Annotated in this window: 28 protein-coding genes, 4 tRNA genes and 2 pseudogenes; 20 read left to right on the top strand and 14 right to left on the bottom strand. The window is 50.7% G+C overall.

Annotated features, from left to right (window positions below):
• The first annotated feature begins 111 nt into the window (after window positions 1-111).
• Genes ACH50O_RS14570 through ACH50O_RS14560 form a run of 3 tightly spaced genes read left to right on the top strand, consistent with a single transcriptional unit; the run spans window position 112 to window position 916 of the window.
• On the top strand, window positions 112-393 hold the full coding sequence (locus ACH50O_RS14570; protein ID WP_446808500.1) for a type II toxin-antitoxin system RelB/DinJ family antitoxin: 282 nt from the start codon (window positions 112-114) through the stop codon (window positions 391-393).
• Entirely contained in the window at window positions 365-685 is a 321-nt protein-coding gene (locus ACH50O_RS14565; protein WP_446808499.1) for a type II toxin-antitoxin system YafQ family toxin, read from the top strand. Before ACH50O_RS14570 ends, ACH50O_RS14565 begins: the two co-directional genes overlap by 29 nt.
• Before the next feature lie 3 nt (window positions 686-688).
• Window positions 689-916, top strand: coding sequence for a hypothetical protein (locus ACH50O_RS14560; RefSeq protein ID WP_446808498.1), 228 nt, complete (start codon window positions 689-691; stop codon window positions 914-916).
• Between the two features lie 4 nt (window positions 917-920).
• Here the strand turns inward: ACH50O_RS14560 and ACH50O_RS14555 are convergent, their stop codons facing one another.
• The 5 genes from ACH50O_RS14555 to ACH50O_RS14535 all read right to left on the bottom strand — a co-directional run bounded on the left by ACH50O_RS14555 (window position 921) and on the right by ACH50O_RS14535 (window position 4,094).
• Window positions 921-1,367: a site-specific recombinase resolvase gene (locus ACH50O_RS14555; RefSeq protein WP_446808497.1), complete on the bottom strand. Its 447-nt coding sequence runs from the start codon at window positions 1,365-1,367 to the stop codon at window positions 921-923.
• Complete coding sequence (locus ACH50O_RS14550; protein WP_446808496.1) at window positions 1,364-2,704, bottom strand: recombinase family protein; 1,341 nt, start codon at window positions 2,702-2,704, stop codon at window positions 1,364-1,366. Before ACH50O_RS14550 ends, ACH50O_RS14555 begins: the two co-directional genes overlap by 4 nt.
• Window positions 2,701-3,117, bottom strand: coding sequence for a DUF2924 domain-containing protein (locus tag ACH50O_RS14545; RefSeq protein ID WP_446808495.1), 417 nt, complete (start codon window positions 3,115-3,117; stop codon window positions 2,701-2,703). The genes ACH50O_RS14550 and ACH50O_RS14545 overlap by 4 nt, the downstream gene beginning before the upstream one ends.
• A gap of 144 nt (window positions 3,118-3,261) precedes the next feature.
• Entirely contained in the window at window positions 3,262-3,684 is a 423-nt protein-coding gene (locus ACH50O_RS14540; protein ID WP_446808494.1) for a hypothetical protein, read from the bottom strand.
• 101 nt (window positions 3,685-3,785) lie between these two features.
• Window positions 3,786-4,094, bottom strand: a complete 309-nt coding sequence (locus ACH50O_RS14535) for a hypothetical protein (RefSeq protein WP_446808493.1) — start codon at window positions 4,092-4,094, stop codon at window positions 3,786-3,788.
• A 46-nt stretch (window positions 4,095-4,140) separates the two neighbouring features.
• On the opposite strand from ACH50O_RS14535, the gene ACH50O_RS14530 reads away from it, so the two are divergent.
• Window positions 4,141-4,356 (top strand): toprim domain-containing protein, encoded by a 216-nt coding sequence (locus ACH50O_RS14530; protein ID WP_446808492.1) that lies wholly within the window; start codon window positions 4,141-4,143, stop codon window positions 4,354-4,356.
• A gap of 33 nt (window positions 4,357-4,389) precedes the next feature.
• Window positions 4,390-5,664, top strand: coding sequence for an AAA family ATPase (locus ACH50O_RS14525; RefSeq protein WP_446808491.1), 1,275 nt, complete (start codon window positions 4,390-4,392; stop codon window positions 5,662-5,664).
• A gap of 260 nt (window positions 5,665-5,924) precedes the next feature.
• On the opposite strand, the gene ACH50O_RS14520 is transcribed toward ACH50O_RS14525, so the two are convergent.
• A complete protein-coding gene (locus tag ACH50O_RS14520; protein WP_446808490.1) occupies window positions 5,925-6,290 on the bottom strand; it encodes a hypothetical protein in 366 nt (121 codons plus the stop codon).
• A 264-nt stretch (window positions 6,291-6,554) separates the two neighbouring features.
• On the opposite strand from ACH50O_RS14520, the gene ACH50O_RS14515 reads away from it, so the two are divergent.
• From ACH50O_RS14515 to ACH50O_RS14480, 8 genes are all read left to right on the top strand, one after another.
• The gene (locus ACH50O_RS14515) at window positions 6,555-6,887 is read left to right on the top strand and encodes an HVO_A0114 family putative DNA-binding protein (RefSeq protein ID WP_446808489.1); all 333 of its coding nucleotides are present in this window, start codon (window positions 6,555-6,557) and stop codon (window positions 6,885-6,887) included.
• Window positions 6,888-6,958: 71 nt separating this feature from the next.
• Entirely contained in the window at window positions 6,959-8,161 is a 1,203-nt protein-coding gene (locus ACH50O_RS14510) for a type I restriction-modification system subunit M (protein ID WP_446808488.1), read from the top strand.
• Window positions 8,154-8,984, top strand: coding sequence for an N-6 DNA methylase (locus ACH50O_RS14505; RefSeq protein WP_446808487.1), 831 nt, complete (start codon window positions 8,154-8,156; stop codon window positions 8,982-8,984). The genes ACH50O_RS14510 and ACH50O_RS14505 overlap by 8 nt, the downstream gene beginning before the upstream one ends.
• 11 nt (window positions 8,985-8,995) lie before the next feature.
• Window positions 8,996-9,319, top strand: coding sequence for a hypothetical protein (locus ACH50O_RS14500; protein ID WP_446808486.1), 324 nt, complete (start codon window positions 8,996-8,998; stop codon window positions 9,317-9,319).
• 42 nt (window positions 9,320-9,361) lie between these two features.
• The gene (locus tag ACH50O_RS14495; RefSeq protein WP_446808485.1) at window positions 9,362-9,571 is read left to right on the top strand and encodes a DUF6538 domain-containing protein; all 210 of its coding nucleotides are present in this window, start codon (window positions 9,362-9,364) and stop codon (window positions 9,569-9,571) included.
• A 423-nt stretch (window positions 9,572-9,994) separates the two neighbouring features.
• A complete protein-coding gene (locus tag ACH50O_RS14490; protein WP_446808484.1) occupies window positions 9,995-11,221 on the top strand; it encodes an IS256 family transposase in 1,227 nt (408 codons plus the stop codon).
• Window positions 11,222-11,225: 4 nt separating this feature from the next.
• Window positions 11,226-11,351, top strand: a complete 126-nt coding sequence (locus ACH50O_RS14485; RefSeq protein ID WP_446812155.1) for an H-NS family nucleoid-associated regulatory protein — start codon at window positions 11,226-11,228, stop codon at window positions 11,349-11,351.
• Between the two features lie 106 nt (window positions 11,352-11,457).
• The gene (locus ACH50O_RS14480) at window positions 11,458-12,024 is read left to right on the top strand and encodes a DUF4124 domain-containing protein (protein WP_446808483.1); all 567 of its coding nucleotides are present in this window, start codon (window positions 11,458-11,460) and stop codon (window positions 12,022-12,024) included.
• Between the two features lie 351 nt (window positions 12,025-12,375).
• Here ACH50O_RS14480 and ACH50O_RS14475 read toward each other — a convergent pair.
• From ACH50O_RS14475 to parC, 4 genes are all read right to left on the bottom strand, one after another.
• Window positions 12,376-12,451 (bottom strand) — tRNA-His (locus ACH50O_RS14475).
• A gap of 21 nt (window positions 12,452-12,472) precedes the next feature.
• Window positions 12,473-12,549: transfer RNA gene (locus ACH50O_RS14470), tRNA-Arg, on the bottom strand.
• A 6-nt stretch (window positions 12,550-12,555) separates the two neighbouring features.
• A tRNA-Pro gene (locus tag ACH50O_RS14465) sits at window positions 12,556-12,632 on the bottom strand.
• Between the two features lie 197 nt (window positions 12,633-12,829).
• Window positions 12,830-15,067 (bottom strand): DNA topoisomerase IV subunit A, encoded by a 2,238-nt coding sequence (gene parC, locus ACH50O_RS14460; RefSeq protein WP_446808482.1) that lies wholly within the window; start codon window positions 15,065-15,067, stop codon window positions 12,830-12,832.
• Between the two features lie 223 nt (window positions 15,068-15,290).
• Here parC and fnr point away from each other — a divergent pair, with 223 nt between their 5' ends.
• The 3 genes and pseudogenes from fnr to ACH50O_RS14445 form a co-directional block, all read left to right on the top strand.
• Window positions 15,291-16,031 carry a fumarate/nitrate reduction transcriptional regulator Fnr gene (gene fnr / locus ACH50O_RS14455; protein ID WP_446808481.1) on the top strand — a complete coding sequence of 247 codons (741 nt, stop codon included), beginning with the start codon at window positions 15,291-15,293 and terminating at the stop codon, window positions 16,029-16,031.
• A 757-nt stretch (window positions 16,032-16,788) separates the two neighbouring features.
• Window positions 16,789-16,959, top strand: a pseudogene (locus ACH50O_RS14450) (hypothetical protein); the annotation flags it as partial.
• A gap of 84 nt (window positions 16,960-17,043) precedes the next feature.
• Window positions 17,044-17,166: pseudogene (locus ACH50O_RS14445) on the top strand (DDE-type integrase/transposase/recombinase); the annotation flags it as partial.
• 105 nt (window positions 17,167-17,271) lie between these two features.
• On the opposite strand, the gene ACH50O_RS14440 reads toward ACH50O_RS14445, so the two are convergent.
• The 3 genes from ACH50O_RS14440 to metG all read right to left on the bottom strand — a co-directional run bounded on the left by ACH50O_RS14440 (window position 17,272) and on the right by metG (window position 20,094).
• A tRNA-Arg gene (locus ACH50O_RS14440) sits at window positions 17,272-17,348 on the bottom strand.
• Between the two features lie 59 nt (window positions 17,349-17,407).
• A complete protein-coding gene (locus ACH50O_RS14435) occupies window positions 17,408-17,980 on the bottom strand; it encodes an RnfABCDGE type electron transport complex subunit B (RefSeq protein WP_446808480.1) in 573 nt (190 codons plus the stop codon).
• Window positions 17,981-18,027: 47 nt separating this feature from the next.
• Entirely contained in the window at window positions 18,028-20,094 is a 2,067-nt protein-coding gene (gene metG / locus ACH50O_RS14430; protein WP_446808479.1) for a methionine--tRNA ligase, read from the bottom strand.
• Window positions 20,095-20,359: 265 nt separating this feature from the next.
• Between metG and ACH50O_RS14425 the strand changes: the two genes are divergently transcribed.
• The 4 genes from ACH50O_RS14425 (at window position 20,360) to ACH50O_RS14410 (ending at window position 24,341) form a co-directional block, all read left to right on the top strand.
• Window positions 20,360-20,761 (top strand): hypothetical protein, encoded by a 402-nt coding sequence (locus ACH50O_RS14425; RefSeq protein ID WP_446808478.1) that lies wholly within the window; start codon window positions 20,360-20,362, stop codon window positions 20,759-20,761.
• 294 nt (window positions 20,762-21,055) lie between these two features.
• On the top strand, window positions 21,056-21,304 hold the full coding sequence (locus ACH50O_RS14420; protein ID WP_446808477.1) for a hypothetical protein: 249 nt from the start codon (window positions 21,056-21,058) through the stop codon (window positions 21,302-21,304).
• A gap of 434 nt (window positions 21,305-21,738) precedes the next feature.
• The gene (locus ACH50O_RS14415) at window positions 21,739-22,077 is read left to right on the top strand and encodes a hypothetical protein (protein WP_446808476.1); all 339 of its coding nucleotides are present in this window, start codon (window positions 21,739-21,741) and stop codon (window positions 22,075-22,077) included.
• A complete protein-coding gene (locus ACH50O_RS14410) occupies window positions 22,074-24,341 on the top strand; it encodes an EAL domain-containing protein (RefSeq protein ID WP_446808475.1) in 2,268 nt (755 codons plus the stop codon). Before ACH50O_RS14415 ends, ACH50O_RS14410 begins: the two co-directional genes overlap by 4 nt.
• Window positions 24,342-24,364: 23 nt before the next feature.
• Here the strand turns inward: ACH50O_RS14410 and ACH50O_RS14405 are convergent, their stop codons facing one another.
• On the bottom strand, window positions 24,365-25,708 hold the full coding sequence (locus ACH50O_RS14405; protein ID WP_446808474.1) for a L,D-transpeptidase family protein: 1,344 nt from the start codon (window positions 25,706-25,708) through the stop codon (window positions 24,365-24,367).
• Window positions 25,709-25,935: the final 227 nt, after the last annotated feature.

Genomic DNA, 25,935 nt, shown 5'->3' with positions numbered 1-25,935 from the left:
CAGGTGTCAAAGTGATCGCCACGTTCTTCCTATTGGGACAAAGGCATCTGGATAGGTTGCCCTTGTTTGTATCGCAAAAGAGATACATAATGAGAAAAAACGGAGGATTCGATGATGGCGCATTCCAGTATGTTACACGTCCGCGTGGACGACGAAATCAAGACCCAAGCCAGCGAAGCGTTGGCGGCGATGGGCTTAACCGTGTCCGATGCCGTTCGCATCCTGCTTAAACGTGTGGTCAATGATCAGGCTTTCCCGCTAGAGCTTAAGGTGCCGAACACGGCAACGCGTGAGGCGATGGATGAGGCCCGGGAAATGATGAAAACCAAGGCGACTCGTTTTGAATCCGCTGATGCCCTGATCGATGACCTCGAAAAAGCCGGCCAGCAGTAAGCGAACGCATCCGCCAAGAGCCTGCGATTACACCAAAACCTTTCTGAAAGATTGGGAGCGGCTTTCGCGCTCCGGTCAGTATGATTTGACGCGCCTGAAAGAAGTGATGTTGCTACTGATAGCTAATGACTCACCATTGGGACCCGAATGGCTGGATCATCCGCTTAAAGGCAACTGGGCTGATCATAGAGAATGTCACATTGGCGGCGATTTCCTGCTGATTTATCAGCTGGAAGGCAATACCATTATCTTCGTTCGCACCGGAACCCACTCCGACTTATTCGAGGAATAAACGATGGCCATTGAATCGCTGCCCGACTTTACCCCGCAGGCGCGTCAGCGATGGGATTCTTTTCCTGCCGACTTTCGCCAACGTATTCTCTCCAATGTTTGGTGCTCGCAATGCCGCCACGAAGTCACCATCACCAACTTCAGCGGCACCATCAAACATGGCGATCTGTTACTGGTCGGCAAATGCGCCGAGTGCCACAATGATGTTGCCCGAGTGATTGAGGACTCGTAAGCCGTTATTTGTCAAAAGCAGCTATGACCTTCCGTTGCTCAAGCCAGTCAACCGGCAGCGGATTGCGCTGAAACCAGATCAGACTCATGCATTTCGGTTGCTGCCCGGCCAGGATGCTCTGGATAATCGCCGGCTCCAACATCGTCAGCCGCAGTAATTCATTGACCGTGGAAGGATGCAGCCCTTCGCGTTTAGCAATGTCGCTGCCACTCTCGGCGAGTCCCTCCGACAGTAACCGTTGCCAGTGAAAGGCTCGAGATAGTGCCATTAACATCGGTGAGTCGTAACCTGGTGCGTGTGGTGATTGGGCGTGACCGGTTTCCGGTTGCACGATGATTCGCTTCCCGCCCCGCTTTTTGATTTTCAGCGGAATGAAGGTGGTCAGTTTCAATTCGCCATTGATGGCTTTTTGCTGAACAACGGCATCGCCGGTTATACGTATTCCGCTCATGCCACATCCTCCATTTCAGCTAATTCCGCACCGATGGTGCCAGGTTGCAATTCGCTGGCCAGGGTTTGCCATCCGCAGTCGCTCCAGACGATTTCGAGACCCGAGTCGCCGATGATCACACGCTCAACCAGCAAATGTAACAATCGGTGTTGTTCGGCTGGGAACAGCTGTGGCCAGAATTTACCCAACTGGCGCATCGGTAACACTACCTCAGGCTCGGTCAACCTGTCGGTGTTGGCTTGGACCTGATCCCAGACCGCTTGCACGATGGTGGGTGCCGACAAGGCCCGCTGGACTTGAGTTAGAACCAAATCTTCAATGTGTTCGGCCGGCAAAGTGCCAAAGGCACTCGCACCCGCGCCGTAGTTCTGATTGCGACTGGCCACGTAGTAGCGACAGGTTTTACCCTTCTTGTTCGTAAAGGTGGGCTGCAGCCGTTCACCGCTCGGGGTAAACAATAGGCCACGCAACAAGGCATCGGTTCTGCCACGATTTTTAGTGTCACGCTCCCGGTCACGGCGATCATCAGCTAATACAGACTGCACGGCGTCCCACTGGGCCTGGGTAATAATCGCCTCCTGCTGACCCGGGTAGCTTTTGCCTTTGTGGCTGATTTCGCCAAGGTACATGCGGTTGTGGAAAATCTTGTACAGCGGTTGTTTGCAAAAGCGCCGACCAGATTTTGTGAACACGCCTTCAGCGGCAAAGGTTCGCACCATTTGAGTTGTCGAGCGGTCGCGCACAAATTCATCGAAAATGCGCCGGACAATGGCCGCTTCGGTGTCGTTGACCACCAGTTTACGGTCCATAACATCGTAACCCAACGGCAGCGACCCACCCATCCAGAGGCCTTTGGCTTTACTGGCGGCGATTTTGTCACGAATCCGTTCACCAGTGACCTCGCGTTCGAATTGGGCAAACGACAGCAACACATTGAGCATCAACCTACCCATCGAGGTCGCCGAGTTGATTTGCTGCGTTACGGCGCTGAAACTGACTCGGCAGCGATCGAAGGTTTCGACCATGCGGGCAAAATCCGCCAAACTGCGTGATAGCCGATCGATTTTGTAAACCACCACAATGTCGACCTTGCCCATCTCGATGTCAGCCATTAATCGTTTCAACGCCGGCCGCTCCATATTGCCTCCGGAAAAACCGCCGTCGTGATAATCATCGGCAACGGGAATCCAGCCCTCGTGGCTTTGGCTTTTGATAAAGACGTGACCGGCTTCCTTCTGAGCATCGATAGAGTTGAAGGACTGATCCAGTCGCTCATCCGATGAAACGCGGCAATACACGGCACAGCGTTTTGGGCTTTTCATTAGGGTGCTATTCAACGTTGTTTACCTCCCTTGGCATCGATTAAGCCGAAGAATTTAGGCCCGGACCATTGGGTGCCAGTGATATAACGTGCAGCGGCCGACAAACTTTTGAACACTTTCGCTTCGCCCTCCAATTGGTACAACCCTTCGACAGTCACTGTGAGTCGATATTCGCGGTCGTCCCATTCTCGGACCAACGTGGTGCCCGGCATCAAATGCCGTTCTGCACCCCGACCCAGCGGAGAGTCGATTTTGATTTTCGAATGCTTCTGCCCGCACTCAGCCAGATGGCGACAAATGCCCTCGGGCAAGCCGCCGTAGGCCAGTTCCTGGAGTCGATACGCCAGTCGCGATTCGATATACGGCCGGTTGACGTGTTTGGGTCGGTGAGGAAAATGGTAATCCCACAATGCCCAGAGTTTTGGCATTGGCAAGGACGGTAATGCCGCCACTTGGGCGGCGACGGTAGTGGGTGGTCATAAAAAACTCCTGTCTTTAAAGGCAGGCTATGAACGCTCTGTGGTGGGCAGAAGCCAAGTCGAAACTTGGCTCTGTGCGACTATTTCTCGCCATTAGCGACGCAGACCTCGACGAATCGGCCGGCGCGGGAAATACAAGCGTGCCGCCTTGCGCACCACCTTCTTGACGGTTCGGGTTTGTTGCTTGATGAGCTTCTGTTGCTTGCGCCCCATGCGGATCATGGCCACACACAAGGCCCATTGCCAAGGCACCTGCTTGGGAATGCGGCGGGGCCGGAAATACACAGTCGGCAATGATGAACCCGTATCAAAATCGCTACTCGCCGAATAGGTTGGTTCGGCTGGATGAAATCCCATCGTGCTTATACCTGCCGAGTCCGGTTGACGCACGTTCAGTGATGGCATTGATCTGGGCAAGTCATTCAACAATTGCGGATTTTGCTGCAGCTGATGAATCATCTGCTTGGGAATCGCAAATGGGTCGGATTGGTCGAAGTGTCGTTGGGGAATATGCATAGCTGGGCTCCAGATTTTGGTGGGCATCGCACCGAGAGCGCTGAGCGCGCTCCCGATGTGCCGAAAGATGAAGTTAGGGTAGATTCAGCGGGCCAAGGCCATCAAGCCGCCAATTCCGCATTAAGCTGCACCATCATCGATTCGACCATCTCCCGAGGAATCGTGATTTCATAGCGGTCCGCGCTTTTACCTAAATTGCCGAGATGCCGACTGACGGCCGCTTTGGCTACGATGTCGATAAACACCGGCAACTGCTCCTGTAACTCGATTTCCGCCACCGTGGCTCGGTAGGCAACAATCGCCCCTCGAGCGGCTTTGATGGCATTTTGGGTATCCAATTGCTGATCACTGATGTGCTGATATTGCTGTTGCAACTCAGCCAAGGTCGTCTTGGCTAAACGCAAAGCCATATCTAGTTGCCCGAGCGAAGCCGGCACCGCGAACTCAGACGCATTGATGAGTCAGGTCATCCCGGCTACCACCGCCATGGGTGGTGCGCTAACGGCAATCGAGAAAACCGACTGGTCACCCTTGGCAGGCAAAATTGTCGCGGTATGGCCTGACAATGACGACGCCGGCAGCAAATATGCGCAAGCGGTCATTGCCAAACTACAAAGCATGGATGCTGAGGTTAGGTTGGTCAGCATCCCAGGCGATAAACCCAAAAAATGAGATGCGGCCGATGCCGTTGATGAAGCGTTTGAGGTGATTGATCTGCTGAAGCGGTCTGTTCCCATCCGCTCGGAATCAGCCATGGTGGAGCCACCTAAAATTCAGTTTGATATCCAGCATTGGCATGAGTCTGAACGGTTTATCGGAGAACCCAAACCCCGACTCTGGTTGGTCGAGGGAATCTTTCCAATGGCTCAGGCGGCACTGGTTGCTGCGGGTGGTGGCGTTGGCAAATCGTTCCTCTTGCTGTCACTGGCTCGTGAGGTAGCGGCTTATGATGGTTCATGGGCGCATGCTCCTTACTTGTTTGGTGGTGCCTTGCGGCAACAAGGCGTGGCCATCTATGTGACGGCCGAGGACGATGCTATTGAAGTCCATAATCGGCTGAATACACTGGGAGAGATCCCCAAAAACCTGTATGTGATTCCACTGCCGGATGCCGGTGGGGCCGTACCGTTATTCGCGCCTGATCCTGCAACGCGAGGACCGGCTGCAACGGCAGCGTGGCAGGAATTGGAGCGCCAGTTAAAAACCATGCCCGAGTTGCGCCTGGTGGTGCTGGCCCCCTTGCAACCCTTGTGCGCATTGGATTTAAACGTACCGGAAAACGCGCAGTTTGTTTGTTCTAAGCTGGCTGCGTTAGCTGCGACAACCGGTGCCTCGGTCGTCGTTTCGCACCATTTTGCCAAACGGGAAGCGTCAAACCCTGAACAGGCCCGGGAAGCCATTCGTGGCACCGGTGGTTTGGTGGATGGTGTGCGCTCAGTTTATGCCTTGTGGAATCCTAAGGTCGGCGAGGTGATTGATATTTGTGAAACTCTTGAGGTCGATTATCAGCGCGGTTGTGTTGTCCAAGGTGGCGTAGTTAAGGCCAATGGTAAAGCGAACCTCAATGTAACCACCTACCTGCGGGACCGTAGCGGTTTGTTGATCGACCAAAGCAAAGCCCTCAGATGCGCCAATCCGACTGAAGAAGACCTGTTGCGTGATTTAAAGGAGGCCATTGCCCGCGCAGCTGTTGATGGTCAGCCGTATACCAAAACCGGTGGCAATGGCGTGTACGAGCGTCGCCACGAGTTACCCGAAACGTTCCACAGTGTGGGCAAACACAAATTCTCGCATTGGGTGGGTGTGCTGCTGGGCAAGGGAGAATTGGTAGCGGCAATGGCCGAAGGCTCCAAAATGGTCAAGTGGCTGGATGTACCGGATGGCCCTGTTGCCAATGGACGTGCCTGCTTCCGGCTAGGTCATGTAGGGCGATCCTCGCCTGGGGGCAAGGCCGAGATCATTGAAGTCGATCTCTTGTAATCGTTCCCGGCTTCCCGGGTTCCCATGGGAACGATACACGCCCGGGAAGGGTTGCAAGCCAGGAAAATCAAGGGTTCGAGTCTTTTCCGGGCTAAATCGTTCCCACCGGCCCCGGGAACGGCTGGAGGCCACGGATGGCGCCACTTTCCCGGGTTCCCGGATTTCACTTAATATATAAGGATAGTGAGCATGGGAATGCTCACCTCTATCTTGTCTTGGTTCGCGGCCGGGAACGATCGATTTCATGTAGCTTTCGGTGACTAGTCGGATTGTGCACTGATCTCACCGTAGTAAGGCAGTTGGCCTAACCTCGACAAACGTGCCGTAATAGCCCCTTGGGTTCGCTTATGTTTAGTCGCTAAAGCCTTTACGGGCTGGCCGCCTTGGAATGCCTTGATCAATGCCTTGTCTTCATCTTCAGACCAAGGCTTCCCTACATTTTCGGGTAATGTCGATAGCCGGTCCTTTCGTCTAGCCAGCAGAGCCAAAGCTTCAGATGCCAGATTCAACGCCGCAATCAATTCTGGCTTTATGGCAATGGCTTGATTATCAGTGAATTCGCTAGTCTCTGGATCTGCCTCGTTGAGCAAAGCATCGACAATTGATTTAGCTTGTTGTGGAGTCATATCTGGCCCTGACGCTTGGTGCAGTTTTAAATCTACTCCGGATATGTTCTAGTGGCCAAGTCTTTTTACGAAATCCTTGTTTCCAATATCAATGGGTCCTTCCTGGCAAGATGCACTAGCGAGGGCTCACAGCGCGCAACCTCGCTAGCGTCAGAGTGCAAACTAAGGTTTGCAGGGGTTGCACCAAATTCCCCCTCTAGCTTGTTTACTGACAGATCATGTGCCTGCGTGATAACATCATCCTATCACAATGGGGACCGAAAAATGCGCACAGTGATCGGCATCCGCTCAAACAGCATCAGTGGCAGTGTGGCGGATGAAACCAGCGACCTTACTCCGACCGTATGGTTTGACTCCTGGCGACAATTGGCCAGTGTGCTTTCCGATGAAAATCGTGATTTGCTCCGACTAATCCGTGATCGCGAGCCCCGTACAGTTATGGAACTCGCGGAACTCTCCGGCAGAGCGGCCAGCAACTTGTCGCGAACCTTGCGGAATCTGGAAACTTACGGACTAGTCCGGTTGCATCGTAGTGTGGAAACGCGTGCTGTTAAACCGGAAGCACTGGCTACAGAGTTTTTGGTTGTGCTGGATTAAGTCACTCTCCGAGCCATCACCTACCCAGCATAATCAAATAAGGCAACGAGCCAATAATAGGGAATGATTAAATGAACACAGAAGCCCACCGCCAGCTTGCCAACGACATCTGGAGTATCTGCAATCTGCTGCGAGGCCCATACAAGCGTAACGAGTATCGTAAGGTCATCCTACCGCTAACCGTACTGCGCCGTTTTGACTGCCTGCTTGCGCCCACCAAGGCAAAGGCGCTGACAACCTTTAATGAATATAAAGGCAAGCCAGAAAGCATCATTCGCAGTGTGATGCAATCGGCCACCGGTTATCCGTTTTACAATTTGTCCAAGCTGGAGTTGCGCCCTTCGGAAAAGGGTATCAACTCGCTACTGGATGACCCGAGCAATTTTGCGCCCAATCTCAATAGCTACATAAACGGCTATTCGCCCAACATACGCGCCATTTTCGAACGCTTTAAGTTTGGTGAGCAGATCGAGCGTATGAGCGAGAAAAACCTGCTATTCAAAGTGGTTCAGAAGTTTGCAACCTTTGATCTGAGCTTTTCCGGACTTTCGGCAGATCAGGCGGCCATGCAAATGGGTTATGTGTTTGAGGAATTGATACGGATCGGCGCGGAACAATCCAACGAAGAAGCCGGAGAGCACTTTACTCCCCGTGAAGTCATCAAATTGATGGTCAACCTACTGCTTTCTCCTGAGCAGGATTTGCGCCGTAGCCACGTTGTCAAAACCATCTATGATCCAGCTTGCGGCACTGGCGGCATGCTATCAGTAGCCGAAAAATACCTCCGCGATCTTAATAGTGAAGCCAATCCACTACTCTACGGGCAGGACTGGAATGACGAAGCCTGGGCAGTCTGCCGCTCTGACATGCTTATCAAAGGCGAGGATGCCGATAACATTGCCATGGGTGATACCTTTACTAAGGATGCCCATGCTCGCGACGAGCAAGGCCAGAAACGCAGGTTTGACTACATGTTGGCCAATCCCCCATTTGGGGTAGAGTGGAAGCAGCAGCGTTATATAGAACATGAACGCGACAGCCTTGGTTATAACGGTCGTTTTGGCGCAGGCACTCTTCGCATCAATGATGGTGCCTTGTTATTTCTGCAACATATGATCGATAAGATGCAGCGCGCCGAAGAAGGAGGCAGTCGGATTGGCATCGTGTTTAATGGCTCACCTTTGTTTACCGGTGATGCTGGCGGTGGCGAATCCGAAATCCGTCGTTGGATCATCGAAAACGACTGGCTGGAAGCCGTGGTCGGCCTTGCCTGATCAGTTGTTTTATAACACGGGCATTAGCACCTATATCTGGGTGCTCAGCAATCGTAAGGAAGAACACCGTAAAAACAAGGTTCAACTTATCGATGCTCGTAACCATTGGGTGCCAATGGAAAAAAGCCTGGCCAACAAGCGCCGCCGTATTGGCGACCCTACGGATAAACCCAAAGACCCCGACTACATCGGCGACATTACCGATCTACACGGTCAATTCCAAGCAGAAGCCTGTCGTTGGGTGTTGTTCGACAAAGACGGCAAAGTCGTTACTGTCACGAATAATGCACCAGCCGATGCGGCACCTGAAGGCCAAATCTGGAAGCAACTCGTGGTCAGCAAAATTTTCGACAATGAGGATTTCGGTTATAACAAAATCACCGTCGAGCGACCCTTGCGCTTAAATTTTCATGCCACGCTGGAACGCTTGGTTCGTTTAGAAGATGAAACAGCTTTCAAGAATCTAGCGACCAGTGCGAAGAAAGATGAATCAGCGCGTTTGATTGACATCGCTGCCGGCGAAGCACGTCAGCAACAAATTCGGGATTTGTTGGCAGAATTCGCTAAACGTCATCCTGAGCAAATCAATGATCGCAAAGCATTTCTGGACAGCCTCAAACCCATGGATCGCGAATTGGGTGTTCGCTTGTCCGCTCCCGAACTCAAGGCAGTGGTGAGTGCCCTGAGCGAACGAGATGAAACAGCAGAAATCTGCCGCAACAAAGATGGGGGTCGCCTGAACCTAAACATTATGTATCTTTTATCGCTAAAGATTGGAAGCATGATCGCGTACAGGAGTGTTCGTGTGATCCTTTGCAGCTAGGCAATTACTTCGTGTCATCAGATCTCCCGTTTGCAACCAGTCCTGCTTTCTTCAGGCCTGAGGTTTTGCTTAAATACAAAGCTGATCCGGATAAATATCAGATAGAAAGCCGGTCTATTCATTGCCGGGGGGGCTGGTTCCTGAAAAGCTTTGACATCAATGAGGCTGGGCAGGTCCATGCTTACCTTTGCGATCTCAGTCACCTCCCTTATGCCGAACAACTCTACTGGAAGTCGTTCAACGAGCCGCCCAAGGCGGGCATCTCGACGCGAGCATATAGATCTGATTTTTTAGCGCAGTGGGATAAGGCCCCGTTTTTTATGGTTTTACCTTGATGGATTCATCTAATCCACCAATGAGGCCACAAACAAGGCTACATGATCCGGCGTGCAATCATGAGACAAGCGGCTTATTTATGGAAAAACGAGCGCGGTATATGCTTCTTTCGAGTCAGAGTTCCAAAACAACTGTCTGGACACTTCAGCAGCTCAGAAATCAAAAAATCACTCAAAACAAACAGCTACAGGGTTGTAGTCAAATTGGCGTGCGTTTGTCGAGTTGAATTAGACGAGGAAATGGAGGCTTGAAAAAGGCACTTATGGTGTGTTTGAGCTGTAAGTTACTCGCATTATTCAACGCCCCTCATCAAGGAGGCGAAGGATGTATCATATACGCTTTGATCAGCAAAGCCGCTCCAGGCCTTAGTCACCGCCTGATAATTAGAGATTGACCAAGTGTCATTTGGATTAGCTGGAAGATAGGAAAAAATGAAGTTGAGCAGATACAGGCGAAGCTAATGCTTTTAAGCCTGGCAAATAGCTAGTTTGAATGCGTAGCAGAGATAGGTATTTTTGAGGATTTTTCTTATTATCAGATTGATAAATAAGATGAAATGGTGGGGTGAACGATGGGGCTCGAACCCACGACAACCGGAATCACAATCGAGGGTGTAAGAATTTTTGTGTAAACGGTCATTAGGCAGGACACTGCCCTTACTTTGAGGAGTAACCATGACCGAAACCCAATCTATCCCAACTGACCTAATCGATACCTTATTGTCCGGCTATCAAAAACCGGAAGACCTGCTGGGCGAAAATGGCCTGCTGAAACAACTCACCAAGGCGCTGGTGGAGCGGGCTTTAGAAGCTGAAATGACCGAACATCTGGGGCATGGCAAGCATGAGTCTGTCAGTAATGCTACGGGGAATACGCGCAACGGCAAAAGCCGTAAAACGCTGAAAGGTGATTTTGGCGCATTGCCGATTGAGATTCCACGTGATCGTCATGGTCAGTTCGAGCCGCAAATCATTGGCAAACACCAATCCCGTTGGACGGGCTTTGACGACAAGATTATTTCGCTTTATGCCCGAGGGCTGACGGTCAGGGAAATCCAGAGCCACCTGGAAGAGCTGTATGGCACTGAAGTGTCGTCGAGCTTGATTTCCTCAGTGACGGACGCCGTGATTGAGGAAGTGAAAGCCTGGCAATCGCGACCGCTCGATCCGATTTACCCCATCGTTTATCTCGACTGCATCCACGTCAAAGTGCGTGATACCGGTGCAGTGCGGGTCAAGGCTGTTTATCTGGCGATTGGCGTCAATATGAACGGCGAAAAGGAAGTGCTGGGCTTATGGATAGCTCAAACCGAGGGCGCCAAGTTTTGGTTGCAAGTCGTCACCGACCTCAAGAACCGCGGCGTCCAAGACATCTTCATCGCCTGTGTCGATGGCTTGAAAGGCTTTCCCGAAGCGATTGAAACCGTCTATCCACACACAGCCGTTCAACTGTGCATCGTGCATTTGGTCCGCAACAGCCTCAACTATGTCGGCTGGAAAATGCGCAAACAGATCGCCGCCGATCTCAAACAGATTTACCAGTCAGCCACCGTCGCCGAGGCGGAGCAGAAGCTGGCTGAGTTCGAGGTGCAGTGGAACGATGCCTATCCACCGATTGACCAAATTTGGCGACGCAATTGGGATCGGATCATCCCCTTTTTCGACTATCCGCCGGAGATACGCCGCATCATTTACACCACCAATGCCATTGAGTCGGTCAACATGAGTTTGCGGAAAATCACCAAGAATCGCGGTTCATTTCCCAGTGATGAAGCCTTGTCGAAATTGTTCTATTTGGCCCTGATGAATATCAGTAAAAAATGGACCATGCCTTTGCATGACTGGAAAGCCGCGTTGAATCGGTTTAGCATTCAGTTTGAAGACAGGATGCCCAATCGATAATTAAATCCCGTTTACACAAAATTCAGGACACCCTCAGGCGTGGAATGGAGTAGGCCCTAAGCCTAAATGGCTTAAAGAGTGGGCTGCTGAGGGTAAAGATATTTCAGACTTATTGATTGAAAAGCCTTAATTAAAATAAGACCTATAGAGACTTTATTAAATAAATAGGAATGACGATTCATTCCACAATTATTAGAGTTGTAAGACATTAACGCAATTATTCTATGAGAAAAATAATGAAATTACTTAAATTCTCTCTCTGGTTATTTATTCTAGCTTCATCTGGTGTTTATGCGGAAATGTATAAATGTACTGATGACACTGGTAAAGTAAGCTATGGGACATCACCTTGCAAAGAGACTGAAAAAGAAAAAGTCGTACAGAAGCCTAGCTTAGCATCAAAAGATGGTCGCTCTCACCCTGATGAAAAGTCAATATTGGAGCAACAGATAAGCGCTATGGAGTCAAGCAATGCCGGCCTGTTAGGTGCAAGAATGTGGAACATAAGTGCGTTAAAGAAGAGACTTCACGATGTAACAGTCTATGGAAATTTTCCAACTCCTAAGATACTTCAACTCCGGCAAGAGATGGATCTCGCTATTGGAAAGAATGTAAGTGCTACAAGCCATGACAGTTCTACATTGAATATCTTAGGGGCTAGGCTTCATGATGAAACTGTTGCAGAAGCAAAAAAAGCTGCTAAAGGCGATAGTGCTGGCTTACTCCAAATAGACACGCAGGAGCAAAGTAATAAAATTGAAAAACTTCAAAAAGACGTTGATACTCTTCGATTCCGGAATTGATGACCTTCTAGCATGGTTGAGTAAATGAAAAATCTTACTGTCCCAAAGAGCTAGTTACATTCTAAGCTAAATCCAAAGAGAGTCAGAGATAGATCATATACCCCCCCAGATCACCAAACGTCCCCATTTCTAACCACCCCCCCTAGGGCCTGGAAATTAGGGCTTGACCACGAGTCAGTTGGATTAACTGGAAGATAGGAAAAAAATGAAGTAGAGTAAATGTGGGCAAGGCGAAATCTTGTCCTTTTATTGTCCTTTTAAACCGGACAAATAGCTAGTTTGAATGCGTAGCAGAGATAGGTATTTTTGAGGATTTTTCTTATTATCAGATTGATAAATAAGATGAAATGGTGGGGTGAACGATGGGGCTCGAACCCACGACAACCGGAATCACAATCCGGGACTCTACCAACTGAGCTACGCTCACCATAATGATGATATTTTGCGATGGCACGCTTGGCAGGACTCGAACCTGCGACCCTCGGCTTAGAAGGCCGATGCTCTATCCAGCTGAGCTACAAGCGCAAATCTTGGTCGGGGTAGAGAGATTCGAACTCCCGACATTCTGCTCCCAAAGCAGACGCGCTACCAGACTGCGCTATACCCCGAATTGACCTTCTTATTATCCCGAAGAGAACAAGCACTCCAGAAAGATGACTATGATAGAGACATTGATTGATTACGTCAATACATTTTTTAAATTCCGGTAAAAAATTAATGTATGCATGCAGTCTGTTTGTACTGAAATGTCCAGTAAACAATTGAAATTGTTGCTAAAATAATTCAGTCTTGCATGGTCGCTATTTTAACTGGCGATGCACTCCAGTCCATCCACTTTTTGAAATCCGCGTGGCAATGCGGTGCCGCGATTGGCGCGATTACCAGTGTATTGAGCAATATCCATGGCTTTTAAAGTGACAAAGCGCTTGCCTGAGATGATTTTCAATTCGCTGTTTGCCGCCAATGCGCTTACCGCGACCACCGCATCCTTGCCGGAAATCAAGTCCCCGCCAGGAATCTGAATCAGCTTATTACCCTTGCCTTTCGCCAGCTCAGGCAGATCCAAGGCCGGAAATATCAGCAACCTTCCCTGCAAAGTCGCAACCGCCAGCAAATCGTGGCCAGTTGGTATCGGCGCCGGAGTTAAAACTTTTGCGCCGGTCGGCAAGCTCAATAATGCCTTACCGGCTTTATTTTTACTTTGCAATTCTTTTAGCTGCACCCGAAAACCGTAGCCGGCGTTACTGGCAATCAAGAGCCAATCGTCCTGTTGCCCGGTAAATACATCGGTAAACAAACTGCCGGGCGGCGGGTTTAGTCGGCCGGTCAAGGGTTCACCCTGGCTACGTGCAGAAGGCAAATCGTGGGTAGTAATCGTATAAACGCGGCCGGTGGAATCCAGCACATACGCCGGTTGGGTTGTTCGGCCTTTTGCAGATGACAGATACGCATCGCCGGCGCGATAGCTCAGGCTCTCCACTTCGATGTCATACCCTTTAGCCGCCCTGATCCAGCCTTTTTGCGACAGGATAATGGTGACCGGCTCGTTGGCAATTAGCTCGGTAGTGTCCAGTGCCTGTGCGGCATCGCGGGCAACGATTGGCGAACGACGATCATCGCCGTATTTTTCCGCGTCTCGTTCGATTTCCTTGCGTATCAGGCGATTCAGCAAACGTTCGGAACCCAAGGTTTTTTCCAGTGCCTGGCGCTCTTGCTCCAACTCGTCCTGTTCGCCGCGGATTTTCATTTCCTCAAGCTTGGCCAAGTGCCGTAGCTTTAGCTCCAGGATTGCTTCCGCTTGCAAATCGCTTAAGCCGAACCGTTCCATCAATACCGGCTTGGGATGATCTTCGCGACGGATAATCGCAATCACCTCATCGATATTCAGATAGGCGATCAGCAAACCTTCCAAAATATGCAAGCGTGCCAGCACCTTATCCAAACGGTATTGCAAACGGCGGCGCACGGTTTCGGTTCTAAAACTGATCCACTCGGTCAGAATCTGCCGCAGATTTTTCACCTGCGGCTTGCCGTTCAAGCCAATCATATTCAGATTGACCCGGTAGCTTTTCTCCAGGTCGGTGGTGGCAAATAAATGCGACATCACCGCATCGACATCGATGCGCTTGGTCTTGGGAATAATTAGCAAGCGGGTGGGATTTTCGTGGTCCGATTCGTCGCGCAAATCCTCGATCATCGGCAGTTTTTTCGACAGCATTTGCGCGGCGATCTGTTCCAATAACTTGGCGCCGGATACTTGATGCGGCAATGCGGTGATCACGATATTGCCGTCTTCCAGCTCGAATTTGGCGCGCATTTTTACCGAGCCGTTACCGCTCGTGTAGAGCTTTTGAATATCGGCGGCGGAGGTGATGATTTCGGCATCGGTCGGATAATCCGGGCCTTTGATATGGGTTAACAGGCCTTCCAGCGGCGTTTCCGGTTCGTCCAACAATTGTAAACAGGCATTCGCCACTTCGCGTAAATTATGCGGCGGAATATCGGTTGCCATACCCACCGCAATACCCATGGTGCCGTTCAGTAATACATTAGGCAAGCGGGCCGGCAACAAGCTGGGCTCTTTCAAAGTGCCGTCGAAATTATCCGTCCAATCCACCGTGCCCTGGCCCAACTCGCTGAGCAGGGTTTGCGCATAGGCGGTTAGCCGAGATTCGGTGTACCGCATCGCCGCGAAGGACTTGGGATCGTCCGGCGAACCCCAGTTGCCTTGACCGTCAATTAACGGATAGCGATAAGAAAAATCCTGCGCCATTAGCACCATGGCTTCGTAGCAAGCCGAGTCGCCGTGCGGATGATATTTACCCAACACGTCACCAACCGTACGTGCCGATTTTTTGTACTTGGCCAGCGCAGTCAAGCCTAGTTCCGACATCGCATAAACGATGCGCCGCTGTACCGGCTTTAGGCCGTCGCCAATATGCGGTAATGCGCGGTCCAAAATTACATACATGGAATAATCCAGGTAGGCTTTTTCGGTGAAATCTTTTAGCGGGAGCTGTTCGAAGTTTTCCTGTACACCCATTGTTTTGCGAATAATCCTGTGTTGTAAGCCGTCGAGTCTCGACGCGATAGAGGGCGGCTAAAATACCACAGACGCATACGGAAAGCGCATCGGAAATAGGATTGCGCCGAATTGGATACTCATCTGGCCCGCAAAAACCGGGACCCGCTCAGATAAGGCTCAAGGTGTATTTTAGTAAGCTCTGTTACTATGCAAGTCATCGCGACATTTTCCAAGGCTAGACGTGACTGAAACCAACTCGACCAAGGTCACTTGCCAAACCTGCAAGCTGTCCGAATTATGCTTGCCTTGTGGTTTACAGCAGTCGGAAGTTGTGGAGCTGGCAAGCATAGTCCGCGAACGGCGGCCACTGCGGATCGACGATTTACTCTACCGGCAAGGCGATACTTGCCGCAGTTTATATGCCATCAAATCCGGCTCGTTTAGAAGCTTTATCGCCAACGCCGAAGGCGAAGAACAAACCATGGGTTTTTATTTGCCCGGCGAGTTGATGGGACTGGATTCGCTACAACATGGGCGCTTCACCTGTTGCACCGTCGCATTGGAGACAGCCTCGGTTTGCGAACTGCCATTAAGTAATTTGAACGAGTTGTGCGGCAAGATCCCCGGTCTGCATAGTCAGCTGATGCGGATTTTGGGTAAGGAAATCGCGTCGGATCACGACAAGATCATTTTGCTCGGGCATCGCTCCGCGAAGGAACGGATGGCTACTTTCTTATTGATGCTCTCGCAACGCTATGCGGCATTGGGATTTTCCAGCACGGCGTTCAATTTAACTATGAGCCGGTTACATATCGCCAATTTTCTGGGTTTGACAATCGAGACGGTCAGCCGGCAATTAGCTTACTTGAGTCAGCAAGGCATTATTTCCGTCAAGCAACGCGAGATAAAAATCCACAATCTAGCCGCGCTGAAAACCGCGGTGAATTCATGTCAAGTGTATTGCACTACAGCCTCGGGCTAAGCAGATTGATATTGCCGCTCTCGTAAGAAATGCGGCAATATCGCGTTCCCGGCTAAAGTTTTTTATTTGGCTTCTTTAGAGGAGTCAGCTTTGGGTTTGCTCGGTCCGACGCCTTGTTCGCCGCACGCGGCAAGAGTGCTTACAGCGATAACTAACAATAATACTTGGCTGATCAATTTCATTGGTTTTCCCGTTGTGACATTATTTTTATGACTCGTCTTTACCGCTAAACAGCGCATTTCAAAAGACGATGCTTTCCAAGCCTTAAGGCTTGGAAAGCATCATGACACCGATCGGGCAAAGCCATTTGACATCGATCAAACGGGCCAAAGATGGTTTAATGATCGCGGACCCTTCTAAAGGCAGACTTTATACTGACGTCAGAGGTGACGATGACAAGCGAGAAAAAACACAAGAGGCCTAAATACAGTCTGGAATTTTAGCAAGATGTCGCCAATCTGGTTCTTGAAAAGGGCTACAGCCAGAGCGACAAGCTAGTACATCATTAAGTGCCCTGGTACGCTGGGTTCGAGCGGAGAGAAAGCCGATTATCCATGGCTCGGCGACGAAAAGCCAAACTTGAGTCTAGGGGGAGTCACGAGGAATTGATGCGCTTGCGGAGGGGAAGTGAACAGTTGCGAATGGAGCGCGAGATATTAAAAAAGGCCGCCGTCTTCTTTGCGAAAGAAGCCGAATAAAATACGGGTTTATTCAGGTGCAACAGCAGACGTATCCAGTGACCGTGCTCTGTCGAGTGATGCAGGTGAGTACCAGTGCTTATTATGAGTGGTTAAAAGCCCTGCGGCACTGTGACAAAGATGAACAATGTCAAAGCGTTGCCGAAAAAGCCAGGCAGATTTTCGTCGACAATAAACAGTGCTTTGGCTCGCGTCGATTAGCGGATCGGTTGCAAAAACAAGGCTTTACCGTTGGGCGCTTTAAAACGCGGCGCATCATGCGAGAATTAAAATTGCAGGTTTGCTATCCCAACCGATTAGATCGGCAATTCCAAGTCGCTAAGCCCAATCAGGTATGGACGACTGATATTACCTATGTGTAGACCCTGCATGGCTGGCTGTATGTCTCGGTGGTGATTGATCTGTTTTCCAGTCAAGTGGTAGGCTGGGCACTTGACGGTTTCATGTGGATTAGCATAGCTAGAATAACCCCTTGTGTCACCTTTGGGTCTAGTAATAAGCTATTGAAATATGAGAATATTCAGTGAGTTGCGCTGATTTAATGGCGCGCCCGAGAGGATTCGAACCTCTGGCCTCAGCCTCCGGAGGGCTGCGCTCTATCCAGCTGAGCTACGGGCGCTTTGAGAAGAGTGCGCCATTATAAGAGTAAACGGCGTTAAAGTCATTGCCAATCCGGGATTAATCGGCGGCTTTCGCCTTGTTTAGTTTTACTAACAGTAGTTTTTGGCGATTCAGGCGTTCGATTTTTTCCGCTTCGAGCTTGGCAATGCGGCGGTTTCTGGTTTGATAACGTGCTCTGGAGCGGTCGGCATCGCTTTGGGTCCAGGCAGATGTGGCGTTTTCCATGCGGATGCAATTTACCGGGCAAGGGGCAATGCACAATTCGCAACCGGTACAGAGTTCGGCGATGACGGTATGCATATGTTTGGAAGTGCCGAGGATTGCATCGGTCGGGCAGGGTGGTAGGCATTTGGTGCAGCCGATGCAAACGGCTTCATCAATCACCGCTAACAAACGCGAACGCTCGCTACCGAATGCCGGATTTAAAGGTTTGGCGGGTACATTTAGCAGTGCCGCCAGTTGCTGGATACCGTGCTCGCCACCCGGCGGACATTGGTTGATGTCCGCCAGACCTTCACTAATCGCTTCGGCATACGGCTTGCACCCCTGGTAACCGCATTTACGGCACTGGGTTTGCGGTAGTATCGCGTCGATTTGTTCGCTCAGAGGCCTGTCGTTGTCTGACGTCATTGTTCCGTCTGTCGTCTTGTCCCGTCGTTAGCAATTAGCAGTCGGCGCTATTTGACCCGCATGCCGGCTTGAGCCCCTTGGTCGGGCGATAATACCCATATGTCCTTGCCGCCCGGGCCGGCCGCCAATACCATGCCTTCCGAGGTGCCGAAGCGCATTTTGCGCGGCTTTAGATTGGCGACGACGACGGTCAGTTTGCCTTCCAAGTCTTCCGGGGCGTAGGCGGATTTGATGCCGGCGAAGATGTTGCGGGTTTCGCCGCCTAGATCCACCGTCAATTGTAGGAGTTTTTCCGCGCCTTCCACGGATTCGGCCTTGACGATACGGGCGATGCGTAAGTCTATTTTGGCGAAGTCTTCGATTTCGATAGCTTCGGCAATGGGCTCGGATACCGACTTTGCAATTAATTCCGGTTTGCTAGCTGTGGTGGCAGGCTTGGCTGTTTTAGCGGTTACAGGTGGCGTTTTCTCCAGGTTTTCCTTGGAGGCCTCCACAATCGCCGCAATTTTGTCCGGCTCAACCCTGGTCATCAGCGGTGTGAAGGTATTGATTTTATGATTCAGCAATGGCTCTGCCGCCTCCGGCCAACTTTGTGCGGGAATGTTCAGGAACCTCTCGGCATTGCTTGCCAAGGCTGGAATGACCGGGCGCAGATAAGCGACCAGCATCCGAAACAGATTCACGCCCATGCTGCACACCGCGTGCAACTCGGCGTCCTGGCCTTCTTCCTTGGCGATCAGCCAGGGTTTCTTCTCGTCGATATACTGATTGGCCTTGTCAGCCAGCGCCATGATTTCGCGCATGGCTTTGCCGAATTCGCGGTTTTCGTAAAGGTTGGCGATAGTCGAGTTGGCGTCCACGAATTGCTGGAATAGCGCCGGTTCGGCGCATTCGGCGGAAAGCATGCCGTCGAAACGTTTGGCAATAAAACCGCTGCAACGGCTGGCGATGTTGACTACCTTGCCGACTAGGTCGGAGTTGACCCGTTGGCTGAAATCATCGAAGTTTAAATCAATGTCGTCCACGCCGGCGCTGAGTTTGGCGGCGAAGTAATAGCGCAAATATTCCGGATTCAGATGGTCCAGATAGGTGCGAGCCTTGATGAAAGTGCCGCGCGATTTCGACATTTTCTCGCCGTTTACCGTCAGAAAGCCGTGAGCGAAGATCGCGCTGGGCGTGCGAAAATTCGCGCCATGCAGCATGGCCGGCCAGAACAAGGCGTGGAAATAGATGATATCCTTGCCGATGAAGTGGTACAGCTCGGCATTGCTGTCTTTTTGCCAGAAGCTGTCGAAGTCCAGGCTCTGGCGGTCGCAGAAATGCTTGAAGCTAGCCATGTAACCGATAGGCGCATCCAGCCAGACGTAAAAATACTTGCCCGGCGCATCGGGGATCTCAAAACCGAAATACGGCGCGTCGCGGGAGATGTCCCATTGTTGCAAGCCGTTTTCCAACCATTCCGCCATCTTGTTACTGACTTCAGGTTGCAAGTGGCCGGCGGTGGTCCATTCGCGCAGCATCTCGGCGAAATGGCCCAGTTCGAAAAAGTAATGCTCGGAGTCTTTTTCAATGGGCCGTTCGCCGGAAATAGCGGAAACGGCATTTTTCAGTTCGGTGGGCGAATAGGTGGCACCGCAGGCTTCACAGCTGTCGCCGTATTGGTCTGCTGCACCACATTTTGGGCATTCGCCCTTGATGAAACGGTCTGGCAGGAACATGTTTTTGATCGGATCGTAAGCCTGGGTGATGCTGCGTTGGCTGATATGGCCGCCGTCGCGCAGGCGTTTGTAGATCAGCGCGGAGAATTCCTTGTTTTCCGGGGAATGGGTGCTGTGGTACTGATCGAAGGCTACGCCGAATTCCTCGAAATCGGCGCGATGCTGTTTTTCCACATCAGCAATCAGTTGTTCCGGGGTAATACCTTCCTTGTCGGCGCGCAGCATGATCGGAGTGCCGTGGGTGTCGTCGGCGCAGACGTAATAGCAATTGTGCCCGCGTTGTTTCTGGAACCGCACCCAGATGTCGGTTTGAATGTATTCGACGAGGTGGCCTAAATGAATAGGGCCGTTGGCATACGGTAAGGCGCTGGTAACAAGGATTTTTCGGTTAGACATGGGGTTAAAACAGCCTGGGAAAATGAGGGCGGATTATGGCATAAATCGCCTGGGGTTTCATGGTTTGGGCGACGGCTTGCCGATTGCTTGCCACGAGAGATGTATGGCGGCGAGGGGTGTTTCGTATCTTTGGTAATAGAGAGCAGTAAGGTACAATCCCGACGAAGCCTCCAGCTTAAGTGCTACGCCTTCCGGCAAGGCATACTAAGTCAGCTTGGCCTTACCCATTTTTGAACCACTTAAACTTATAAGAAGAGGTAACATCATGAGAAAAACGTTGTTTCTGGTCATCGCGATGCTGGCTTCCGGTACTGCCGTGGCCGCTACCGACCATTATTTGTTGCGCGACGGCAATCATGTGCAGCATTTGAAGGTCACGACCTTAGGTAAAGAAATAAACGCCACGGTGGATGTGGATTTCGAACCTAATCCTGACGAAGCCGGCAAGCATGCCTGTTCCGCCACGGTATCCGATGAAGCTAAAAGCGTCGGCGAGAACGAATTAGTATTGAAAAAACACATTGAGGGTGAAGCGCGCTCGTGTTTGGTCAAAATCAAATTGACGCCGAATGGCGCCAAATTAGAGCAATCGGAAGAATGTAATTACTTCGCGGCCGGTATCTGCAGTTTCTCCAGCAATGGTAAGGAACTGGTGAAAATCAAGTAAATCCCTTGGCGCAATAGCTTCGGCTTATTGCGCCGTTTTCATCCTGCTTTTTCATAAGGATTTGTCGATTTACCGCTTCTTTGTTTGAGTCAATGGAGGCTAGCGTATTTAATCAGTCTTTTTCTTGGTTGAAACACTAAAATTGTGTGATATGACGCACTGTAGAGACATATTGCCGCGCGGCAATCGGCCACATTTTAAACGTTAGCTTTCTTTGCTAGATTATCGCCAGCTCATGCGGATGTCATGAGTTTTAATCGCCCCCTCGATAATCTATAAACCAAGGAGTTTTCCATGAAAAAAGCACATATTATTATAGTTTCCGCTGCGCTTGCCGCGTTAGGTTCAACCGCTGCGTTGAACGTTACGAATGCCAATGAAACCGCTGGCGAGGAAGTGAAGACCGTCGCCTGGTATGTCGCGAATATCCCGGATGCTCGCGCCCAAAACCAAGCTTGCCACGATAATCCCAGCATTCAGGCTAGCGCCAATTGCGCAAATTCCTTGCACGCGTTGGAAATCACCTTTAAAGGCGGTAATTAACAAGCACTGAGGTCGGGCATTTACGTAACGAATCTATCTGCTGGGAAAACTTGCCTGCTTAGGCTTGGTGGTTGTAAGCAGATGTTTTTCACAAGTTTTTGCCCAGTCAAGCTGTTTGTTTTGGCGGATAATCTCGCTTGTTCAGCGAGTGGATAATCTCCCCCCCTCGATTATCCGAACAGCGTTTAGCGCTTATCCAGCTACTTGGATATTGCCCGAATACGCCGGCAAATCTAATACGAATCCCGTCGTTCCGGACTTTACAGTCGCTGAAGCGTAAAGCTTTAGCGACTATTCTCGAGTCACGGCATTTGACAGCCGCGGCATATAGCGAATGTTGCTTTTTGCACTTTCGTTTCTACTGAAATAATTCCGAAAATTGAAAATCTGCTAAATTAACCCCTTTATTTGTCAGAAAATTCGATTGCGAAACCATGTACAAAGCCAGCCAGAATCAAATTCACATTTCTGCCAATTTAGGCGAATACGCGATTCCTCCGTTAAAAGATATGCTGGTATTGGGTAAGGAGTCGCCGATCGGTTGTATAGCGATGCGACGAGCCATCGAGTTGCTGGTAAAGGCGCCTTTCGAGCATATTGAATTCGACGATGATGTGATCAGCGATATTTTGGTTAGGCAAAGCCTGCTGAAACGCATTAGTAAAGAAGCGTTGATCGACTTTGTGTTGATTCAGGTAAAACCGTTGATGAGTGCGGATGAGATACTGCATGCGGAAATGGATATATCCGTTCAGTTGAATACCAAGTTATGAAGCAGTTGACGGTTGGCGATTGTTTATGGCCGCATATCAAGCGGGTCAAGGAAGAAGATCGCCCACATAACGTTGAATGCAATATCGTTTTTGCCGTTTTTCGGGAGTCACCGGCGGCGGATTTTTGCGGCTTGGTTACTGATCACGACATATCCAAGCATCCGAATTGGATTTTTGCCGATTTAGTGGGGCATCGGCCATTGTTTAGTATTTCGCCGGGATTCGGCGTCCGCAAGGCGTTAAGCCTGATGGATCAAAATTGCTTGGAAGCCTTGGCGGTACTCAGCCGAGGGCAGTTAATCGGCGTGGTTACCCGGCAGAGTATTTTGGAAGCGCTGCTCAACCGGGAGCGGCAACTACTGAAGGAGACGTTGCGATTAAAAAACGCTGCGGAAACGAATCACGAACAAACCGTAGTATGGGTCGGACGTTTGGCGGCTTTGAACGATGCGGCGCGCAGTTTATTGGGTGTTTTGGCACATACATCGATCGAAACCGAGTTGTTGCAAGCGGGTATCGATGCGCTTTGTAATCTATTGGGAGCCCGTTTCGGCGCTATCGGTATCGTCGACAATACGGGGGCGCTGTCGGAATTCATTTACGCCGGCATTAGCGAAGAACAGGCGCAGCTGATAGGCCGATTACCGGACGGACACGGTTTGTTGGGCGTTGTGATTGAGGAAAACGTCTCTTTACGGCTCGCTGATATGAGCAAGGACCCGCGTAGTGCCGGTTTTCCGGTGCACCATCCGGTGATGCGGACCTTATTGGCCGTGCCCATTTCCCATCAAGGCCGCGTGTACGGACGCATTTATCTCAGCGATAAGCACAGTGGCGAACCGTTTACGAAGAATGACGAAGAGTTGGCATTGAGTTTTGCGCATTCGTTATCTCTGGTAATCGACAACGCCCGCGAGATCGAGGAGGTGAAGCGTGCGAGACAACGTCTGGATTATATTGCCCATTTCGATGCGCTCACCGAGTTGCCGAATCGCACCTTACTGACCGATAGAGCCTTGCAGTTCATTACGCAAGCTCAGCGCAAGAACGAAAGCATCGCGTTTCTATTTCTCGATCTGGATAATTTCAAGGCGATCAACGATACCTTTGGGCACGCTGTCGGCGACGAATTGTTAAGAGTTGTCGCCAAGCGAATATCCTCCTGCTTGCGGGAGGGCGACACGCCGTCCAGGATGGGGGGAGACGAGTTTATCGTGATGCTGCCCAATATCGGCGATAGCCTGGATGCTGCCAAAGTCGCCATCAAAATTTTACGCGCCTTGAACGAACCATTGCAGGTCCAGCAGCAGCTGATTTATTCCCGCGCCAGTATCGGCATCAGCATCTACCCGGATAATTCGCTTTCGTTCGATGAATTACTGGCTCAGGCCGATTCCGCTTTGTATCACGCCAAAAAGCTCGGCAAAAACAACTATCAGTTTTTCACGCCGGAAATGAATAGTGCCGCGCAGAGTTACTTGATGTTGGAACATCATTTACGGCAGGCATTGGAGTTGGATGAACTGGTATTGCATTACCAGCCTCAGGTGCGAATCGATAGCGGCTGTATCATCGGTATGGAAGCTTTGGTGCGTTGGCACAACCACGCCTTGGGCTTGGTCATGCCGGACCAATTTATCGGTTTGGCGGAAGAAACCGGGCTGATCGTACCTATCGGCGCCTGGGTGTTACGGACCGCTTGTGAACAAGCGCGAATTTGGCAATTAGCCGGTATGCCGGTCCGGGTAGCGGTTAATCTGTCGGGTCGGCAATTTCACCGCTTCCAGGATCAGCGCCAATTGTTGGATGTGGTGTTGGATGTGCTGAAAGAAACCGGGCTTTCTCCGGAATTGTTGGAATTGGAAATCACGGAAAGTATCATGATGCATAAGCTCGATACGACGCTGGACACGCTCAATCAAATAAAGCAGCTGGGTGTGCGGATTTCGGTGGACGATTTTGGTACCGGTTATTCTTCGCTGAGTTATCTAAAGCGTTTTCCGCTGGATACTTTGAAAATTGATAAATCCTTTGTGAAGGATATCTGCACCGATGCCAACGACAGGGCCATTGTTTCCGCGATTTCGGCGATGGCTGGACAGCTTAAATTAGAGCTGGTGGCGGAAGGTGTCGAGGATCAGAACCAGCTCGATTTCTTAGGTGGGCAGCAGTGTAATTACGGGCAAGGATATTATTTCAGCAAACCGGTGCCGGCCGAACAGGCGTCCGTCCTGCTGAAACAATCGGTATTGCAGAATCAGTAAGCTCAGGCTTGGCCGGGCGGCACTCAGTTTCTCGACGCCTGTTTCGGATCAATGGCTTTAACGTCCATGTCGAAATTCAACTTGATGCGTTGCGCTACGGTTTTTGCCTCTTTTTTGTTTTTAAACGGACCGGCCACTACTTGGAAGCTGCCGCCTTTGGCAATTTTACGGGCCGGAATAGGCGGACCTTGGTGATTAAGCATTGCGGCAAGCTTTTGCGCATCGTTTTCGTTTTCGAAACTGGCCGCCAAAACCGACCAGTCGCTGTCGCTTAATTCGTTGATGACAGGTTGGCCGTAGAAGCGTTCCGGGTGGGCAAGCGGTATTGCATTGGCAATCAATTCCGGTAAATCGGGGCTTTCTTTCGATACCGGCGTCGGCACGCCGTCGGCGCGTTGCAGGATGCGTTCGACTTTATCCCAGTCCACCGTGGCCTGTTTCTCGGTGGCAAGCTGCTGCAGTTTTTTGCGAATGTCTTTTTGTAATTGTTTTTGCTGCTTTTCCCATTTTTCCAGTGGCTGATGCGCTTCTAAATAGAGCGTGTCTGCCTGCCATGCTGCCATATAGGGTTGGTGGATGATGCGGACCGGCGTGCCGACGTCGACTTTGTTAAACAGGACTTCTATATCTTCCGGATATAACTGCACGCAACCGTGGCTAACTTGCAAGCCAATGCCGTAGGGTTTATTGGTGCCGTGAATCAGGTACCCGCTAAAGCCGAGCGGCATTGCGTAGCTGCCCAGCGGATTATCGGGGCCGGCATGAATGACTTTAGGTAACGGATCGCCGAGAGCTTGGTGTTCGCGATGAATCGATTCCGGCACCGTCCAGTCCGGATTGGCCTTTTTCGCCACGATCTGAGTTTGCCCTAGCGGCGTGTTCCAGCCTTGGCGGCCGATGCCGACCGGATAGGTGAGCAAGGTGTTGGCTTGGTTTTTCGGGTAATAAAACATCCGCATATTGGCCAGATTCAACACGATGCCTTTGCGCGGCGCGTCCGGCAATACAAAGCTGAGTGGCAGTAATACGGTTTGGTCGGCGGGCAGTATCCAAGGATCGAGATTGGCGTTGGCAAGAGTGATGTCGTTGTAACCCAGGCCGTAATGCCGGGCAATGTCGGACAAGGTATCGTTTTCGCGACTGGTGATGCTTGCCAGTTCTCCGACCATGCCTTGCTCGCCGTCTAGATTAAATTCGTGGCTGGCTATATGTTCGGCTTTGGAGTTCCAGACGATTTGTTCAGGTTGAGGGTTAGAAAAAATTGGCAGGCTCTGACAGCCGCTTAGTAAGATGCTAAGCATGGCGACAAGCAACACGAGAGGTGTTGGCGAAACGGCGCGATTTTGGATGACGGCTGAGATGAGCATGATGGGCGCGGACGGTGACTGAGCTGAATGGTTGACGTTAAGCGATCCAAATTAAAATCAGATTAAGTCTGGATTAAGTCTGAATTAAGAATTATATATTGATACGGCTTATTAAGTTATTACGATAAAGCATTATTATGAAAGAGAAAACTATTTTTTGAGCGTTGCGCTGTTTTAATGGCATCCTGTTAAGGTGCTATCATATTCACACTATTTTACTTGGTTAT

Source organism: Methylomonas sp. 2BW1-5-20, assembly GCF_052474515.1.
Note: the sequence above shows the minus strand (reverse complement) of the source record. Positions and strands in the feature narration are given on the sequence as shown.

Coding starts and splice junctions, on each gene's coding strand:
- ACH50O_RS14570 (WP_446808500.1), top strand. CDS start 112: ATGATGGCGCATTCCAGTATGTTACACGTCCGCGTGGACGACGAAATC.
- ACH50O_RS14565 (WP_446808499.1), top strand. CDS start 365: ATGACCTCGAAAAAGCCGGCCAGCAGTAAGCGAACGCATCCGCCAAGA.
- ACH50O_RS14560 (WP_446808498.1), top strand. CDS start 689: ATGGCCATTGAATCGCTGCCCGACTTTACCCCGCAGGCGCGTCAGCGA.
- ACH50O_RS14555 (WP_446808497.1), bottom strand. CDS start 1,367: ATGAGCGGAATACGTATAACCGGCGATGCCGTTGTTCAGCAAAAAGCC.
- ACH50O_RS14545 (WP_446808495.1), bottom strand. CDS start 3,117: ATGCCAAAACTCTGGGCATTGTGGGATTACCATTTTCCTCACCGACCC.
- ACH50O_RS14540 (WP_446808494.1), bottom strand. CDS start 3,684: ATGCATATTCCCCAACGACACTTCGACCAATCCGACCCATTTGCGATT.
- ACH50O_RS14535 (WP_446808493.1), bottom strand. CDS start 4,094: ATGGCTTTGCGTTTAGCCAAGACGACCTTGGCTGAGTTGCAACAGCAA.
- ACH50O_RS14530 (WP_446808492.1), top strand. CDS start 4,141: ATGAGTCAGGTCATCCCGGCTACCACCGCCATGGGTGGTGCGCTAACG.
- ACH50O_RS14520 (WP_446808490.1), bottom strand. CDS start 6,290: ATGACTCCACAACAAGCTAAATCAATTGTCGATGCTTTGCTCAACGAG.
- ACH50O_RS14515 (WP_446808489.1), top strand. CDS start 6,555: ATGCGCACAGTGATCGGCATCCGCTCAAACAGCATCAGTGGCAGTGTG.
- ACH50O_RS14510 (WP_446808488.1), top strand. CDS start 6,959: ATGAACACAGAAGCCCACCGCCAGCTTGCCAACGACATCTGGAGTATC.
- ACH50O_RS14495 (WP_446808485.1), top strand. CDS start 9,362: ATGATCCGGCGTGCAATCATGAGACAAGCGGCTTATTTATGGAAAAAC.
- ACH50O_RS14490 (WP_446808484.1), top strand. CDS start 9,995: ATGACCGAAACCCAATCTATCCCAACTGACCTAATCGATACCTTATTG.
- ACH50O_RS14480 (WP_446808483.1), top strand. CDS start 11,458: ATGAAATTACTTAAATTCTCTCTCTGGTTATTTATTCTAGCTTCATCT.
- parC (WP_446808482.1), bottom strand. CDS start 15,067: ATGGGTGTACAGGAAAACTTCGAACAGCTCCCGCTAAAAGATTTCACC.
- ACH50O_RS14435 (WP_446808480.1), bottom strand. CDS start 17,980: ATGACGTCAGACAACGACAGGCCTCTGAGCGAACAAATCGACGCGATA.
- metG (WP_446808479.1), bottom strand. CDS start 20,094: ATGTCTAACCGAAAAATCCTTGTTACCAGCGCCTTACCGTATGCCAAC.
- ACH50O_RS14425 (WP_446808478.1), top strand. CDS start 20,360: ATGAGAAAAACGTTGTTTCTGGTCATCGCGATGCTGGCTTCCGGTACT.
- ACH50O_RS14420 (WP_446808477.1), top strand. CDS start 21,056: ATGAAAAAAGCACATATTATTATAGTTTCCGCTGCGCTTGCCGCGTTA.
- ACH50O_RS14415 (WP_446808476.1), top strand. CDS start 21,739: ATGTACAAAGCCAGCCAGAATCAAATTCACATTTCTGCCAATTTAGGC.
- ACH50O_RS14410 (WP_446808475.1), top strand. CDS start 22,074: ATGAAGCAGTTGACGGTTGGCGATTGTTTATGGCCGCATATCAAGCGG.
- ACH50O_RS14405 (WP_446808474.1), bottom strand. CDS start 25,708: ATGCTCATCTCAGCCGTCATCCAAAATCGCGCCGTTTCGCCAACACCT.